At 47.7% G+C, this 15,932-nt stretch carries 19 protein-coding genes; 7 read left to right on the top strand and 12 right to left on the bottom strand.

What is annotated here, in order from left to right:
- Positions 1–195 (bottom strand): hypothetical protein (locus HCR01_RS39275; protein WP_226889769.1); only part of this gene is annotated, 195 nt, incomplete at its 3' end.
- Positions 196–244: 49 nt separating this feature from the next.
- Between HCR01_RS39275 and HCR01_RS39270 the strand changes: the two genes are divergently transcribed.
- From HCR01_RS39270 to HCR01_RS39255, 6 genes are all read left to right on the top strand, one after another.
- Entirely contained in the window at positions 245–583 is a 339-nt protein-coding gene (locus HCR01_RS39270) for a hypothetical protein (protein WP_226889768.1), read from the top strand.
- 36 nt (positions 584–619) lie between these two features.
- Entirely contained in the window at positions 620–751 is a 132-nt protein-coding gene (locus HCR01_RS40190) for a hypothetical protein (protein WP_264299959.1), read from the top strand.
- Positions 752–920: 169 nt separating this feature from the next.
- Complete coding sequence (locus HCR01_RS31060; protein ID WP_193199844.1) at positions 921–2,090, top strand: ATP-binding protein; 1,170 nt, start codon at positions 921–923, stop codon at positions 2,088–2,090.
- 5 nt (positions 2,091–2,095) lie between these two features.
- The gene (locus HCR01_RS39265; protein WP_226889767.1) at positions 2,096–2,662 is read left to right on the top strand and encodes a TniQ family protein; all 567 of its coding nucleotides are present in this window, start codon (positions 2,096–2,098) and stop codon (positions 2,660–2,662) included.
- Positions 2,659–2,970 carry a hypothetical protein gene (locus HCR01_RS39260; protein WP_226889766.1) on the top strand — a complete coding sequence of 104 codons (312 nt, stop codon included), beginning with the start codon at positions 2,659–2,661 and terminating at the stop codon, positions 2,968–2,970. The genes HCR01_RS39265 and HCR01_RS39260 overlap by 4 nt, the downstream gene beginning before the upstream one ends.
- Before the next feature lie 54 nt (positions 2,971–3,024).
- Entirely contained in the window at positions 3,025–3,675 is a 651-nt protein-coding gene (locus HCR01_RS39255) for a hypothetical protein (protein ID WP_226889765.1), read from the top strand.
- 151 nt (positions 3,676–3,826) lie between these two features.
- Here the strand turns inward: HCR01_RS39255 and HCR01_RS31050 are convergent, their stop codons facing one another.
- From HCR01_RS31050 to HCR01_RS31025, 6 genes are all read right to left on the bottom strand, one after another.
- On the bottom strand, positions 3,827–4,228 hold the full coding sequence (locus HCR01_RS31050) for a RidA family protein (protein WP_193199843.1): 402 nt from the start codon (positions 4,226–4,228) through the stop codon (positions 3,827–3,829).
- A gap of 232 nt (positions 4,229–4,460) precedes the next feature.
- Positions 4,461–5,351 (bottom strand): helix-turn-helix domain-containing protein, encoded by an 891-nt coding sequence (locus HCR01_RS31045; RefSeq protein WP_226889764.1) that lies wholly within the window; start codon positions 5,349–5,351, stop codon positions 4,461–4,463.
- Positions 5,352–5,436: 85 nt separating this feature from the next.
- Positions 5,437–6,834, bottom strand: coding sequence for a hypothetical protein (locus tag HCR01_RS31040; RefSeq protein WP_226889763.1), 1,398 nt, complete (start codon positions 6,832–6,834; stop codon positions 5,437–5,439).
- Positions 6,835–6,891: 57 nt separating this feature from the next.
- On the bottom strand, positions 6,892–7,764 hold the full coding sequence (locus HCR01_RS31035) for an oxidoreductase (RefSeq protein WP_193199842.1): 873 nt from the start codon (positions 7,762–7,764) through the stop codon (positions 6,892–6,894).
- Between the two features lie 51 nt (positions 7,765–7,815).
- The gene (locus HCR01_RS31030) at positions 7,816–8,823 is read right to left on the bottom strand and encodes a zinc-dependent alcohol dehydrogenase family protein (RefSeq protein ID WP_193199841.1); all 1,008 of its coding nucleotides are present in this window, start codon (positions 8,821–8,823) and stop codon (positions 7,816–7,818) included.
- 65 nt (positions 8,824–8,888) lie between these two features.
- Positions 8,889–10,001, bottom strand: a complete 1,113-nt coding sequence (locus HCR01_RS31025; protein ID WP_226889762.1) for an NAD(P)-dependent alcohol dehydrogenase — start codon at positions 9,999–10,001, stop codon at positions 8,889–8,891.
- A gap of 75 nt (positions 10,002–10,076) precedes the next feature.
- Between HCR01_RS31025 and HCR01_RS31020 the strand changes: the two genes are divergently transcribed.
- Positions 10,077–10,988 (top strand): LysR family transcriptional regulator, encoded by a 912-nt coding sequence (locus tag HCR01_RS31020; protein WP_193199840.1) that lies wholly within the window; start codon positions 10,077–10,079, stop codon positions 10,986–10,988.
- 7 nt (positions 10,989–10,995) lie between these two features.
- On the opposite strand, the gene HCR01_RS31015 is transcribed toward HCR01_RS31020, so the two are convergent.
- The 5 genes from HCR01_RS31015 to HCR01_RS30995 form a co-directional block, all read right to left on the bottom strand.
- Positions 10,996–11,751 carry an SDR family oxidoreductase gene (locus HCR01_RS31015; protein ID WP_193199849.1) on the bottom strand — a complete coding sequence of 252 codons (756 nt, stop codon included), beginning with the start codon at positions 11,749–11,751 and terminating at the stop codon, positions 10,996–10,998.
- Between the two features lie 152 nt (positions 11,752–11,903).
- Positions 11,904–12,848 carry an NADP-dependent oxidoreductase gene (locus tag HCR01_RS31010; RefSeq protein WP_193199839.1) on the bottom strand — a complete coding sequence of 315 codons (945 nt, stop codon included), beginning with the start codon at positions 12,846–12,848 and terminating at the stop codon, positions 11,904–11,906.
- Between the two features lie 191 nt (positions 12,849–13,039).
- A complete protein-coding gene (locus HCR01_RS31005) occupies positions 13,040–13,615 on the bottom strand; it encodes an SDR family oxidoreductase (protein ID WP_320073219.1) in 576 nt (191 codons plus the stop codon).
- 50 nt (positions 13,616–13,665) lie between these two features.
- Positions 13,666–14,652 (bottom strand): NmrA/HSCARG family protein, encoded by a 987-nt coding sequence (locus HCR01_RS31000; protein WP_320073216.1) that lies wholly within the window; start codon positions 14,650–14,652, stop codon positions 13,666–13,668.
- A 281-nt stretch (positions 14,653–14,933) separates the two neighbouring features.
- Positions 14,934–15,863, bottom strand: a complete 930-nt coding sequence (locus HCR01_RS30995) for an aldo/keto reductase (RefSeq protein ID WP_320073218.1) — start codon at positions 15,861–15,863, stop codon at positions 14,934–14,936.
- Positions 15,864–15,932 lie beyond the last annotated feature (69 nt).

The raw sequence follows: 15,932 nt of genomic DNA, 5'->3' as shown, positions 1-15,932 counted from the left end.
ACTTTTATACGCCGCCAAATCATGGGGCTGATGCTCAACAGCACCACTTTTAATTGATATATGACTCTTTCCGTAGAATCCAACATTGAGCCATCTTATCGTGTTGTGTCCCTCATCTCCCCCGAAATTTTTCGCTCTCCATAAATCGATATTTTTGTCATTGCGAAGTGCAGATACAATAACTCTTCCAGTCATAAATTTAGTTCCAAAAGAACAAATAAACTGGGATGGTCAAATCTATACATTGATAAAAGTTGGTCATACACAAATTACTCTGCGCTCTGAATTAGGGGAGTTGATTGACTTACCAGTTACCGAACTGGAAAGTAAAATTCGGCTGGGTCAAATAACAGTTAATAGACAGATGTATGCTGGCAGTAACCCCGACGAATTAAATTCAATATTAAGGAGTGCAAGCCAAAAAGATTTAGAAGATGCTAACCGGCGTTACAGAAATATTGAGCCAATATTGTTAGGTCAAAAAATAGAAAATCCAACAGTCCCAGAACGCACTTTAGCTTATGCCTATATTCGTAGTCAGTGGGTTGAATGTATTAGCGAATATTATGCAGCTTTTAAATAACGTTCAGAAAAAGAGATTTGGCTAGCAACATCTGAGTTGCAAAAACGTACAACAAATCATCATCAAGAATTTAAAGTTCGAGCCAAAAAATTAGCGGAATTTCTTTCAACAGCAGAAGCAGAAGAGGTTTTACTTGCACAACGTCTCCGAGATGATCAAGGGAAATAAGTATTTAAAGTCATTGAATGTGAAAGAAATAAAATTCAATTTCATTAATCATTGAATTTGACATAAACAGTAGCTGTTGAGCCAAGTGAAAATAAGATTTAGAATTAGTTAAACTAGAAAGCTTTGCTGAAATACCTACTAAACTCCAAATTTTTGATTCTTATTAATCATGTCTAATCAAAAGCATTTTCCCACAGCGTTACTGACACAATCAACGACGGAAAAGCTATTGTACTTCGACAATTATACAATAGCACATCCTCGGCTAGAAGAAGCCTTCAATTTTCTCAAGCTGGCGGTTAGTAATTTTTCGGAATCACGAATTATTTTTATTTACGGTCCAACAGGGGTTGGTAAAACTACCCTACGTTTACTAATTGAAAAGTGGTTAGTTGAGTCGAATGTACCGCAACTCGAAATTGACCCTGGTTATTTACCATTCGCATCAGTTGAGGCAGTGGTTCAAAAATCAGGGATTTTTAACTCGAAAGACCATATTAAGCGCTGCTTATTTGCCCTTAATGAACCACTAATTGAAAATAAGATAGACTACGGCACACGAGGTATTTATCGGAACAATTTGGGGCAAATTGTGATTGATTCAAAAGTTATTGAAACAGATTTAGGATGGGCGTTAGAGCAAGCTCTCAAACATCGCAAACCCAAAATATTTTTTATTGATGAAGCTCATCATATGCTAATGTTAGCCTCTGGACGTAAGCTAACAGATTTACCTGAAGCTATCAAGTCATTAGCTAACAGAACTGGAGTTGTGCATGGTCTAGTAGGCACATACGAATTATTGACCCTACATGATGTTGGCGACCAGTTAAGCCGACGTAGTGTTTACTTACACTTTCCCCGTTACCATGCTGATGTAGAACAAGACAGAGAAGTATTCCAAAGTGTGGTTTGGGGTTTTCAACTAAGGATGCCATTACAGCAAGAGCCTGATTTAGTATCACATTGGGATTACTGTTATGAGCGAAGTTTGGGTTGTGTAGGAATTCTTAAAAACTGGTTTGACAACGCATTGTTCGATGCAATTAATGAAGGATCTGACTCTGTTGAGCTTAAACATCTAGAACGTCGCGCCTTATCGGTTGCCCAATGCCGAAACATCCTCAAAAAAATTAAAGAAGGAGAGAATAATCAGGCACAAATTGAGGGAGAAGTTCAGCAACTGCGTGCGGAATTGGGCTTACCAATAAAATCTGCGCTAATTGATAACGACATTAAACAAGTTGAGATTCAACTACAACAGGGTAACTCAACTTTGAGAAAAGTACAGTTTAAAGTTGGACAACCATTACCTAAGCGTCGTCAAGTAGGAACTTGAGTGATATGCCCACATTAACCCTAAAACTTTACCCATCGTGGGATACGCAAAAATCTCCGATTCCACCAAGAAGCCGTTTTTATAATCTAGAGCCAATTGGGATAGGGGCTCCTTATGTAGAAAGTTTAACAAGCTATGTCATTAGACTAGCTGAACAACATTGCATCACTACTAGAAGGCTACTTATAAAGGAAATTGCCCCATTTATGGGTAGAGAACCGAAATTATCAAACTTAAGAAATGAAAGAAATGAAAGTATCAGCAAAATACTTGGAGTTAATAGAGATAGAACAGCAACTAATGGAACGGGCTTAATGGCAACTAATTTAGTACGTGCAATGTCCGTCCTGACGAAACGAACAGACTTACATTTTCTTACCCTTAGACCTTGGGAAAAGGTGCTTTATAAAAGGGATTTACTTCGCCATGAGCGTGTTTGGTGTCTTTCTTGTTACCAAGAATGGCGTGATACTAACAAAAGTATTTACGAGCCACTTCTTTGGTGTATTAATGTAGTTCAAATTTGTCCAATCCACACCATCCTTTTTTATCAGTGTGTCCTCATTGTTTGAATCAACAACTTGTGCTTTCTGGTGATTCTCAGACCGGACACTGTAATAAATGCGGTAAATGGCTGGGGAGTTACCGATACAAAAATGGTGGAGTCAACAAAATTAAGAAAGCGGATGAAATTGCTTGGCAACTTCATGTGAATCAGGAATTGGGAGAATTAATCGCAGCTGCACCCACTATCGTATCTCCAATTGATTCAAATCGGATTAGTCAGACAATTTCTACTTTTATTAATCAAGCATTTCAATCAAATCAAGCTGCTTTATCTCGCGCTATTTTAGTAAATCAAGCAACAATTGGTTCATAATGTAAAGGAAAAGTAATACCTCAAATAGATAAACTTTTGCTACTAAGTCATTAGATGAGAATCAAATTGCTTGATTTTTTGACAACAGATGTTTTAGTTTTTGATAATCTTGCTTGTGGCTCATCAACAAATCAAGCCGAACAACCAAGAAGGTCTTATACAAGAATCAATTCCGAGAGAAAACAAGTTTTAAATATAATTCTTCAAGAAGTAATTCATGAGTACCCACCACCTTCTTTAGAAGATGTCGCGTTTCGTCTAAAACATTATCCGCTTTGTTTACAGAATCATTTTCCCGAATTATGTCAAATAATTAAAGTTAGACACGCTGATTATAAAAGCGTGAGTAGACAGCAAAAAATTCAACTTATTCTCGAATTAGCACTTCAGGAATTTTCACCTCCTTCATTCCTAGAAATTTCTCGACGACTAGGCTACAAAAATAACAGCTATTTATACAGATATTTTCCTGAACTTTCTCGTTCTATCTCCAAGCGTTACCAAGAATACAATAATGCAATTGGTAAGGAAAAAAGAGAGCTTGTATGCCAAGAAATACAAAATGTTGCTCAATTGCTTCATTCACAAGGACAAAAACCTACACAACGTCGGGTTACTCAACTTCTTACCAAGCCGGGAGTGATGCGTAACCTTTGGGTTCGGTCTTACTTACGTGAAATTCAACAATCTCTTAGCTATGATTAACACATTTAATAAATCAGTACAACCTATGCTTAAGATTAGAAGCATAATTTTGCCAAAGTTAATTGGAAGCATAAGCAAGCCATTCCGGCAATATTATCCTTCCACCGACACTTGCTCTGCTCTACACCGAGCAGAGCTACCGCTTATGCGATTATGAAACAATTGCAGTAACGCGGATTTCAATCCGCATCGTTGGAAGTCCAAGAGCTGCGACTCCTACCTGTGTCCAGATAGGGGCATGGTTGGGCATGTACTGACGAAATAGCTTGACCATCTCATCGTTAACCTCAGGGGGAAACCCTCCAACGTGGTAAGAATTCACATGGACAACATGCTCCCAACCAGCATCGGCAGTTGCCAAGGTTCGCTCTACGTTCCGAAACGCCTGAGCAATCTCGTCTGCGAGCGATTTGGGAATTTTCAGATCGTCATCCCAACCGCCTTGGCCTGATGTCTCCACTCGATCGCCAATTTTTACCGCTTGCGAGTAATGCAATTCATTCAGCATGTATTCGCCATAACCGGGAGTGACAAAAAACTCGGGCTTATTCATTGTGTTCCTCTGTTCAGTATGATTGATGATAGTGGCTTCTACAGCCTTGGTTTTGGCGCTGGAAAGAACCCACACTATGGCGAGTACTTCAGCAGCAACGGACAGGAGTAGTCTCACAGTTGTCCGCTTCGATTGTCATAACGAGTCTCCTGCTTATCTGAGTTAAATGCATCATGACAAACAAACAGACATACCGTATGCTAAGAGCTTGCGACGTTTTTACAAGATCTTGCTATCGTCGCGAAAAGACTTTGGGAGTGATTCCAACAAGACGTTTGAAGTGATAATTCAAATGTCCCTGACTAGAAAATCCAACAATTTGAGCAATATCTGCGATCTCTAAATTTGTTTTAAGTAAGTCTTTGGCACGGTCAACTCGACATTTAATTTGATATTGATGAGGGGGTAAGCCTGTAGATTGCTTGAACAAACGGGCGAAGTGATAGGGACTAAGTTTAGCAATCTCGGCGAGTTCAGCTAAGCTTACGTTTTGGTTCAAGTTCTCTTGAATGTAGTCAATGGTTTGTTTAAGTGGCTGCTGTGGTAAGCTGCCTCGGGAAGGCAAAACTGCTGATTTTCGCGTTGAATATTGAAATAGAAGATGCATAGCTAAAGCATGCGTCATAGAGTCCGCATAAAGACGACTATCTAAATTCTCGGTTTCGAGGGTTGTCTTAAGAGCCAAACCAATCTGTACAATTAAGGGATCGCTCAGCGCTGATGGTTGAGGGATGAGTTCAATGCTGTCGTTTCCCCAAGTCTCCTCACTGATTTGTCTAAATAGTTCTGGAGCTAAGTAGAGCTGTAGGAACTCGGCTTCTCGATCCCAACAAAAGGATTGATTAAGATTAGCCAAATACAACCCGCTCTCACCAGGAACAACCTGTAATGTCTCAGCACGTCCATCAACAACTTGCCTGAAAAGATAGGGCTTACCTAATTTGATGCAAATTTGGTGATAAGGCAGACAGTGTTCAGGCACACTAAAAGCCGGTTGGTGATGGTGAACAAGTAAAATATGATCCCAATTAGCTCCAGCACTAGAGGTAATGGGTGCACGAGGAAACGTCGCTGAAATCTCCTGCATGAATTTGGTACTGAGAGATGCCGAAGAGGAAAGCATATTTCTAAGCTTCTGCGTGAGCGCTTCTATTATAGAAATATTTCAGTTGTAGCTTATGGACTTCGGTAAGGGTGATACGGTTACGCTAGCGAACAATCGCTATCGAGTGTGCGCCTCTGGTAACGGGAGTGGAATAATTCATTTTGACTAGCTCAGTGCGTTTCGGATCGAAAGCATCCCCTACAATCCCCCAAAAGTCGATCGAACCGCCCTTGCGATTGGGATCGAAGAAGGTGAAGTTGGTCACGGCGAGAAAACGACTGGAATTATCGAAAACTGCCGCTTCAGGTAGCACGCCATCGAAGGCGAAATCACCCACGCTCTCTAGAATTCCGGTTTCGGGGTCGAGGCGAAGCAGCGTCAACGACGAAAAGAAGCCTTGCTTCGAATCATCTAAAGCAAAAGAGCTTTGTTCGAGATTAGTGGTGACGACGTAGCGCCCGTCAGGACTGATGCTGAGTCCTTCAGGGATGGAACTCGTTGCAGCACGCGAAGCCAATTGATGCACGGGTGAACCATCCGCCGCCGTTTCTGCGACTAACCGTATACTTTGAACTGTGCCGCGTAGCGATGCGCTAGGCAATACCTGCACTCCGTCAATGCGAACATAGGACGAGTTGCTGATGATATGTCGTCCATCGGGGGTAAAACGCACTAGGAACGGGGCTTTCTCTACGCTCACGGAGTTGCCCCAGCGCAATAGGCTAATCTGGCTACCCGCGTTCGCGACTCGCATGAACGAAATTGAGGGTTTGTTGACGTTGAGCAGCGCCAGAATGTTTTCTTTCGGATGCCATTCGACATGAATTAAAGTGTCCTCCGTTCTCCAATCAGGAATTTGTGGAGTAACTGGTGCAGACAATCTGCCGTCGCTGAATCGATAAATCGCGAGTGGAGTCGTCTTGCCCGCGCCGCCAGGATCATAAGAAACTGCGACGAGCGAACCATTAAAGTTGATCGACACTGAGAGCGGCTGCTCGAAACCCTGTACGCGCTGAACAACTTGAGGCTGGTCGAGATCGGTCAAATCAACGACGGAAATCGTGCGTCCGAGTGCGAGGTCACTCAGTCTTGGATCGGCTGTTGTCGGTCGCTGCCCTCGCGTCTCGATCACGATAGCATAGCGACCATCGGGCGTGACGGCAATTACTGCGGGCGGTCCGGTCACCGAATTAGAAACAGGAGTTTCGATCGCCCGTAGTTCGCGTCCTGCCCTATCGAGGCGGATAATCGAAAGCGCGTCAGCCCCATCGATCGGGCCGAGCTTATCATCGATGTAAGCCGAGGGCAGCATATCCGCATCAGAGACGGACACGATGAAGCGACCTTGAAAATCGAACGGTGCTGCGGATGGGCGCTCTTGAACGATCACACCAGTCAATCGCTCTTGGGCAACCGTTACGCCTGACCAACCGATTGCACTCACAGTGATTAGCAGTAGCAGCATCCAACGAACGAGGCTCGTGAGTTTAGGCAGTTTCACTTTGGTTTCTCAACTATCGGCGATCGTCTGTGCAAGGGGCTATAGGTTCTGCAACAATCAGGTCGTACTTTGGCTTGCTACTCCTCCTGTTTCACCTTCAAACCTAGTACTGAGCGAAACCGACTTCCAAGCTTCGAGTTCGGCTTTCATCGAGTCGAGTTTTTGAGTAATGCCGTTGACTGCATCTTCACCGAGTGCTAATCGTAAGGGTGGACTTTCACTCTCAACCACCTGAATCATTGCAGTAACCGCTTTGACAGGATCGCCCGGTTGATTGCCATCCATTGCTTGATTCGATTCGATGACCCTACCGCTAGTTCCGGCATAGTCTGCGATTGGATGTGCTGAAGTGACGATTGATCGACCGTTGAAATCAGTCCGAAATGACCCCGGTTCAATGTTCGTGACTTTGATGCCCAACGGCTTGACTTCTTGTGCTAAAGCTTCCGAGACCGCCTCTAGCGCAAACTTGGTAGCACAATAGATCCCAGCGCCACTAAAGGAAACCACGCCAGCCAGAGAGGAGATGTTGAGGATATGACCACTGCGTTGTTCGCGCAGAGTCGGCAACACGGCACGAGTCATGTTGAGTGCGCCAAAGAAGTTGGTGTCAAACTGCCGTTTGATGTCCTCGTCGCTAACTTCTTCGATCGCGCCAACCGCGCCGTAGCCAGCATTATTGACGAGAATATCAATGCGAGCGAAAGCATTTAAAGCTAACTTGACTGCTGCCTGAACCTCTTGGGGATTAGTGACATCTAAGCGAACGGCTGCGATCGCGTCTGGATGCTGTTTGACGAGATCGTCGAGTTGCTCCGGTTTACGAGCTGTTGCAACCACGCGATCGCCTTTTTTGAGAACGGCTTCGGTGAGTGATCGACCAAACCCGCTTGAGCTACCTCTAATCAACCAAACTTTAGAATTCGCCATGATTAATTCCGAGTGAATGCAATGTGAATGAGAGGAAATACAACAGATCGATTACGTCAGATCGATGACGATTTTGCCGAAGAGGTCTGGCGATGATTGGGCTTGATAGGCAGTTTTCGCATCCTCAAAGCGGAAGCGGCGATCAATCGGTGGCTTAATCTGATGCGTGTCGATCGCTTGCACCATCGCGTTATACAGTTCAGCACTGCCTACCGCAACGCCCCGAACAGTGGCACTCCTCCCCATCAGCGCCATAAAATCAAGGGGGCGATCGTCAAAGGACATTAACCCCAGCAGAGCGACTTCACCGCCGTATGCGAGTGCCGCTAGTGACTGACTCAGCGTGCCTGTCCCAACTGCATCGACGACCTTGTTGACACCGCCCGTGCGCTCGAACACCGCTTTGCCCCAATCTGGAGTGTCCCGATAGTTGATCCCATCACTGGCACCCAGAGCCATCCACTGCTTCAGCTTGACATCCTGGCTCGATGTCGCAATCACCTGAGCACCTGCGGCGCGGGCAAACAGCATTGCGAACAGCGATACGCCACCGCTTCCCAAAACCAAAACTTTGCTTTCTTTCCCCACCGGATAGCCCCCGTGAATGGCGTTCCAAGCCGTTAATGCAGCGCAAGGAAGCGTTGCAGCTTCGGCATCGTCTAAGCTGGCAGGTGCACGCACAACGCGATCGCCGGGCAGCACGACATATTCAGCGAGCATTCCATCTTCACTGAGGGAGCCGAGACCAAAGCCAAGCTCTGTTGGTGCGCCTCGCTGCCAGTTCAGCAGTAATCCGGTGACGCGATCGCCGATTGCCCAACTGGTCACCCCTGCCCCGATCGCGTCAATCTCCCCGGCTCCATCCGAAATCGGAATTAGATCCCGCGCCGGTAGATGGTTTGCGAATTGCCCCTTGAGTACAAGTTGATCGCGGTAGTTTAGGGACACCGCATGAACGCGAATCCGCACTTCGCCTGCTCCGGGTTCCGGCATCGGCACATCCTCAAGAACCAGTCCATTGAGATTAGTTGCGCCCGCTTTCAAAATCCAACGTCGCATAAAATTCCTATTGTTGTAGTGTTTTTGTTGCAAACCTAGTTGACTTGGCTCTATTTGCCCTCGACTCAAGCTGCATCTTTAGCAGGTGCGTTGAGCGTCGCCATATCAATCACCAGTCGGTAGCGCACCTCTCCCCGCTCCAGTCGTTCAAACCCGTTATTAATATCTGCTGCCGCAATTACTTCGACATCGGCTGAGATCTGATGCTGGCTACAGAAGTCCAGCATCTGCTGCGTTTCAAGCGTGCCTCCTGACCCCGAACTGGTTAGCCGCCGCCGCCCCATCGTCAGGAGGACAGGGGTGAACTTCATCTGATCAGGAATGCCAAGACAACAGAACGTGCCGTCGAGCGTGAGCGCTAGCAGATACGGGTCGAGCAAGTGTCGCGCTGACACGGTGTCAAGGATGAAATCGAAGCGATATTTCTGAGCTGCCATCTTCTCGACATCCGTTGACAAGATAGCCTCGTCTGCCCCTAGCGCCAGACCATCAGCAAGCTTTTGCTCGGAAGTGCTGAATAGGACAACATGAGCGCCCAGCGCGTGAGCAAATTTCACCGCTAGGTGTCCGAGTCCGCCCAGTCCGACAATGCCAACCGTCTTACCGGGACCTATGTTCCAGTGGCGCAGCGGCGACCAAGTCGTGATTCCTGCACAGAGTAGCGGTGCCACGCTTGCCGGATCGAGTCCTGCTGGCAGGTGATAGGCGAAATCGGTCTTGACAACATAGTCGTTTGAGTAGCCGCCACGTGTGATGCTTCCGTCGAGGCGATCGATGCCGTCATAGGTGGTTGTGGGAAATTCGCGGCAATAGGATTCTAGATGATTGAGGCACGGTGGACAGTGTCCGCAGGAATCGACAATATTGCCCACCGCCACAGCATCACCAAGTTTGAACTTCGTAACTTCTGCCCCGATTGCGCTCACCTCGCCCACAAATTCATGACCCGGAACCAAAGGGAAACGACTATTTCCGCGAATGGCATGGAGATCGCTGTGGCAAACTCCGCAGAACTGGATTTTGACCGCAATATCATTGGGGCGCAATTCCCGACGCTCAAATTCCCAAGGCACCAAGCGATCGCCCTGTCCCAGAGCCGCAAGTCCATAGGACAGCCGCACGAATGGATTGTGTGTTGAAGAAGCGTTGCTTGGCATGGATTTTTCTTTTTGGGTCATCACTCAACGATAGATCGGATATGATTTATTGACTAGGTGGCATAATCAACATAAAGTTATGAAATATGTGCAGCAATGAAGCGTGACGAACTCAATGACTTAGCCGCCTTCGTCCTTGTCGCCGACGAGATGAGCTTCACCCGGGCGGCGGCAAAGCTAGAAATGTCTCCCTCTGCCTTGAGCCATGCCATGAAATCGCTCGAAGACCGTTTGGGGTTACAACTTCTAGCGCGAACGACTCGCAAAGTTTCAACGACTGAAGCGGGCGATCGACTGCTCAAAACCTTACGACCTGCGTTTGAAGAGATCAACGCTGAGCTAACGGCTCTCAATGAGTTGCGTGACAAACCTGCTGGAACCCTACGGATTACTACACCAAGGCACGCGGCGACCTCTGTTCTTTGTCCGGTGCTGCCCAGTTTTTTGGATATGTATCCAGAAATTCGCGTTGAGGTGACAATCGACGAAGGGCTAACCGATATTGTGGAGAGCCGCTATGATGCAGGCATCCGACTGGGTGAAAAGGTCGCTAAAGACATGATTGCGGTGCGAGTTGGGCTGGCTCTTCAAACGGCGGTTGTGGGTTCACCTGCCTATTTCGCAGCTCATCTTGCACCCAACTCCCCTCAGGATCTTGCAAATCATCGCTGCATCAACTACCGATTTACAACCTCTGGAGGGCTTTACCCTTGGGAGTTTGAGCAAAAGGGACGGGCATTTCAAGTCAGAGTCGATGGATCGCTTGTCTTCAATGACAGCGATCTAATTCTCACGGCTGCCCTAGCAGGACAAGGGATTGCGTATCTCTATGAGGATCAAATCGTTGACTCTGTTGCTGAGGGTCGGCTGATCCGGGTGCTAGAAGCGTGGTGTCCCACCTTGCCCGGCTACTACCTGTATCATCCCAACCGTCGCCAGACATCGCTAGCCTTGACTGCGTTGATTCAAGCGCTACGGGTCAAACCAACCCGTGGAAAAAAACGGTAGTCATAGGTCAGTTTGCTGTGAATCCACCATCGATTACCAAAGGTTGTCCTGTGATGTAGCTGGCAGCATCAGAACAAAGGAAAACGACCACTTGAGCCATTTCTGCTGCCTGACCCATGCGTCCCATTGGCACCATAGACGCATAGCTATCCGCCGTATTGCCCGTCCCATCCGCGAGGCGCTCCATCATCTCAGTCGCAATCAAGCCAGGATTAATGGCATTGATCCGAATGCCTTGCTTGGCATAGTCGAGCGCCGCAGAGCGCGTCAGTCCCATAACTGCGTGTTTGCTGGCAATATAGGGAGATACTCCTGGAAACCCAATTAGACCACCCATTGATGAATTATTGACAATCACGCCTGAACCCTGGTTCAGCATCTGTTGGATCTCATATTTCATGCACAAGAATAGCCCCCGCACATTAATCGATATCAGCTTGTCAAACTCCTCAATCGGTTGTTCGTGCAGAGGTTTGCCAGGAGACTCGATTCCAGCATTGTTAAACGCGCAGTCGAGTTTGCCGTAAGTGGCGATCGTTTCCTCCACTAGGACTTGCACATCCGCTTCACGAGATACGTCTGAGCGCACAAATAAGCACTCTGCCCCAGTCTCACAAATCAGCGCCGCCGTTTCTTCGCCTTCCGCATCGCGTCTGCCTGAGAATACGACTTTTGCACCCGCCGTACCCATTGCGATTGCGGTTGCTCGACCAATTCCGGATGTTCCTCCCGTGACTAAAGCAACTTTATTTTTAAGCATCATGATCTTTTCCTCTTGTTGTGAATGGTGATGTCGCTTTGCGATCTGTAAGGCTGCGATCGCAATTTTCACCACATCTTTTCCTCTTGTTGTGAATGGTGATGTCGCTTTGCGATCTGTAAGGCTGCGATCGCAATTTTCACTACGTGGCAAATCTATGTCGCGACTTGCAAAACGATTTTGCCGCGTGTGCGCCCACTTTCGGAAAGTTGGTGTGCCTTTTTCACTTCCGTGAGCGGCAAAACGGTTGAAACATGCGCTTTTAATCTGCCTTCGTCAACCAATTTGCTGATCGCGGCTAACTGTTCCGCGTTGGGTTTACAGTAGACCCGCGCGGCATTGACTCCAAATTCCTGCGCTTTTTCTTCGGACGGAAACTGCACTGCCGTCACCAGAAAGCCGCCTTTTTTCAACGTGTGGAACGCTCTTTCAAACGTATCGCCGCCAACCGTATCGAAAACGACATCCATATCTTTGACGACTTCTTCAAAGTGTTGTTTTGTGTAATTAACGAACTCGTCCGCACCTAAATCTCTGACGAACGCTTCATTGCGACCCGAAGCCATGCCGATTACGAATGCGCCTTTTGCTTTGGCAAGTTGAATAGCCAGCGAACCGACTCCGCCTGATGCGGCGGTGATCAAAAGTCTCTGACCACTACTCAGATTCGCCAAATCAAACATCGCCTGCCATGCAGTCAACGCGCCGAGTGGAATCGCCGCCGCGTTCTCGAAATCGAGACTTTGGGGTTTGGTCACCATTTCCCCGACTTTGGCGTTGGCGTAGCCTCTCCTTTGGAGAATCGCGTATTCGGCGTAACCTCCAGAGGTCACGGTACCGTAAACTGCATCACCCGCCTTGAAATCTCTGACATCAACGCCAACCTTTTCAACTGTTCCGGCAATCTCGCCACCGAGAAAGATGGGGAGTTTCAGCCCTAACCTTTCACCCAAGCCATCGCGAATTTTCCAGTCAACCGGATTGACCCCCGCGACGTGAACTTTCACCAGAACTTCGTCCGCTTTCGGCTCTGGACGTTCGACATCGACGTAATCCAAAACGTCGTCATTACCGTATGCGTTAATTACGATTGCTTTCATTTTTCTCCTAGATTCTATTCAAGGTGTGCAAATTACAGGTAACTAGTATCCAAACTCTTAGTTTCGATCGACTTGAAATAGCCATTTGAGATTGCCTTTCAATTCTCCTTTGAAAACGTTTGAGATCGAGACATACAGAGATTCAGCAATTAATCCCGATCTAAAAATGCTTCAATCGCAGGTTACTATACTTACGGGTTACGAGTCTGAAACATCATGTCAGCATTCCCATTTTTGGCGGCAAAGCGTAGAGGCTTGCAGCGTTCTACCACGACCTCTTCGACCGTTGGGTGGTTAGCGAGTATGTCCATCACCTCGGTAATGAACTCACCGAGGGGCATGGCGCGAGGATCGATCATTTGCCGTTCGCCAGTGAGTTGAGTCTGGACATAAGGCGGAATAATCTCGATCACCTCGGTTGTGGTGCTTTTGATCTGGTGGCGTAGCGATACCGAGTATGAATGGATCGCTGCCTTAGTCGCGCTGTAGGTTGGGGTTGCAGCGTTCGGGACAAAAGCCAGCCCAGACGAAACCGTGAAAATGGCTGAGTGTGGCTGATTTTGCAGCAGTGGCAGAAGTGCCGCTGTCAGGCGAATGAGTGCAAGGATGTTGGTGGTCACGATTGCCTCGGCATCCTCTAGGTAATCCGGCGGCGATTTGAGATCTTCTACTTTCGCGATTCCAGCATTGTTGATTAAAACATTCAGCCCTGGGTAGTCTTGAGCGACTTGTTGACTAAACGAACGGATGCTGTCTTGGTCATTGATATCAGTAGCAGGGATTTCATGCCAGGATTAGCAGATGTCACCTGCCACTTTTACCGAAGCGCGACTTCGCCGCCGTTCGCTTGAATTGCAGCAAGAAGCGCAGTCCTTCCAGCGCCCGAGAGCCACTCATCCATCGTCAGCAGCCCAGGGAATTCTTGTCGCAGCAAGGCGACATCAGCATTACCAGCGAGTCGCCCCTGATCGACAAGCCTAGCAAGTCCACCAAGGAAAGCATTCTGCTCCAGCAGGCTGGCCGGAAAGCGATGGTAGGTGATGGGATGTCCTGCTGTCCGGCTGAACTTTTCGGCTAGTTCAGCCCCCGTCACGGTATCACCAGCAATTTCGATCGTCTGTGAGCCGAACTTCGGGGGATCGGCGAAAATTCCAGCGACGATCTTGCCAATGTCCTCAACTGCAATAAATTGCATCGGCTGATCGGGTCTCATGAAGAACGCAAACGTGCCTTGATCGAGACCCATGCCGGGTAGCATCAAGATTTCCATGAACGCGCTGGGTCGGATGACGGTGCTTAAGATGTTCAATTCGCGAATATACGCCTCGATCTCACTTTTGGTATCAAAATGTCCTATTCCGGTCTTGGTTGACCCTGCGGCGTTTACAGAACTATAAACGAGATGACGAACGCCGAGCGCGACTGCGATGTCTGCTACCGTCTTCCCATATCGGATCTCGTCTTCATCAGTTACATCATAGACTGCCCCTTGACCAGAGCTGGGTTGAACACTGAAAACGCCGTAGACACCTGCCATTGCAGCCTCGATCGACTGCCTATCTGCGAGATCGCCGCGAACTGGCTCAATTCCCTGGGCTGCGAGTGCCTCGGACTTGCCGCTATTCGGATCACGAACCAGCGCTTTGACACGCCAGCCATTTGATCGCAAGGCATTTGTCACGGAGCCGCCCTGCTGTCCTGTCGCACCAAAAACAAGGACGATTTTGTCTTGGAATTCCACAAATTTATCCATTAGTAACAATTGAAGGCTATCTATCAATACTAGGTTGTAGTTGCCCAGCACCGTTGATCTCCAAGCAGCAATGGCATTAATTCAGCAACATCAGTGCTCTAAACAGCCTGAAACTATCATCCTGAGCAACCTCCCAACTTCGTAGTTGTGTCAGATCAAGCACGGAATGCTGTCGGACTACTTGATTGAGCAACTCAAGCATCCTTCCGTTCAAATGACTCCTGCGTAAGTTCTGTAGGTATAAATGAGCAAACGATCTAGCGCAGTTCGTAAATCAATGACACCAGATCATTTGCTGATTCACCGTACAGCTTATCCTTCTCGAACCGCCTCTAACGGTTCAGGGAGTCCATGAGTGCTTCAGGATAGCGAGTTCCGGCAGCAGCGCCGATCGGTACAATTGCTTCAATTTGTTGTAGTTCCTCGGCAGTCAACATAATGTCTACTGCACCCGCATTTTCATGCAGCCGTACCTGGCGTTTCATGCCGGGAATGGGGATGATGTCCTCGCCTTTTGCCAACAGCCATGCAAGTGTAAGTTGGGCCGGCGTACACTGCTTTTGGGCAGCGATTTGCTTGATTTTTTCGACCAGTTCCAGGTTGCGATAAAAATTCTCGCCTTGAAAGCGGGGACTGTGCCGCCGCCAATCGCCGGGGGGAAAGTTGTCGGGCGATTGAAAGGCTCCCGTTAGAAATCCTCGCCCCAGTGGTGAATAGGCAACTAAACTCGTTCCCAATTCTCGACACACGGGCAACAGATCAATTTCAGGCTCTCGCGTCCACAGACTGTATTCTGTTTGCAGCATCGTGATTGGATGCACTTGATCCGCTCGCCGCAGGGTTTTAGCACTGGCTTCTGAAAGTCCCGCGTAGCGTACTTTGCCGTCTTGAATCAGGTCTGCGATCGCACCAACCGTGTCCTCGATCGGGACATTCGGATCGACTCTGGCGGGATAGTACAGATCAATGTAATCCACACCCAAACGCTGCAAGCTATAAGCCAGGAAGTTCTGCACAGCAACCGGACGGCTATCTTCACCATTAAAGCCACCTTTGTGATCGCGCAGTGCTCCAAATTTCACTGCAATGAATACTTTGTCACGCGGCACCCCTTTGATGGCCTCTCGAATCAGCAATTCATTGTGACCCATGCCGTAAAAGTCACCTGTGTCGAAAAAGTTAATGCCCAGATTGATCGCGGCTCGAATCGTCGCGATACTTTCAGCATCATCGCTTTGTTGATCGCCGTAGAAGTCGGACATTCCCATGCAGCCCAATCCCAACGCTGAGACTTGCGCGTTTGTTGTTCCAAGTTTGCGGTACTTCATGAT

It is taken from the genome of Nostoc sp. MG11, assembly GCF_014904695.1.
Classification (GTDB): domain Bacteria; phylum Cyanobacteriota; class Cyanobacteriia; order Cyanobacteriales; family Nostocaceae; genus Komarekiella.
This window is presented reverse-complemented; position numbering and strand designations above follow the sequence as displayed.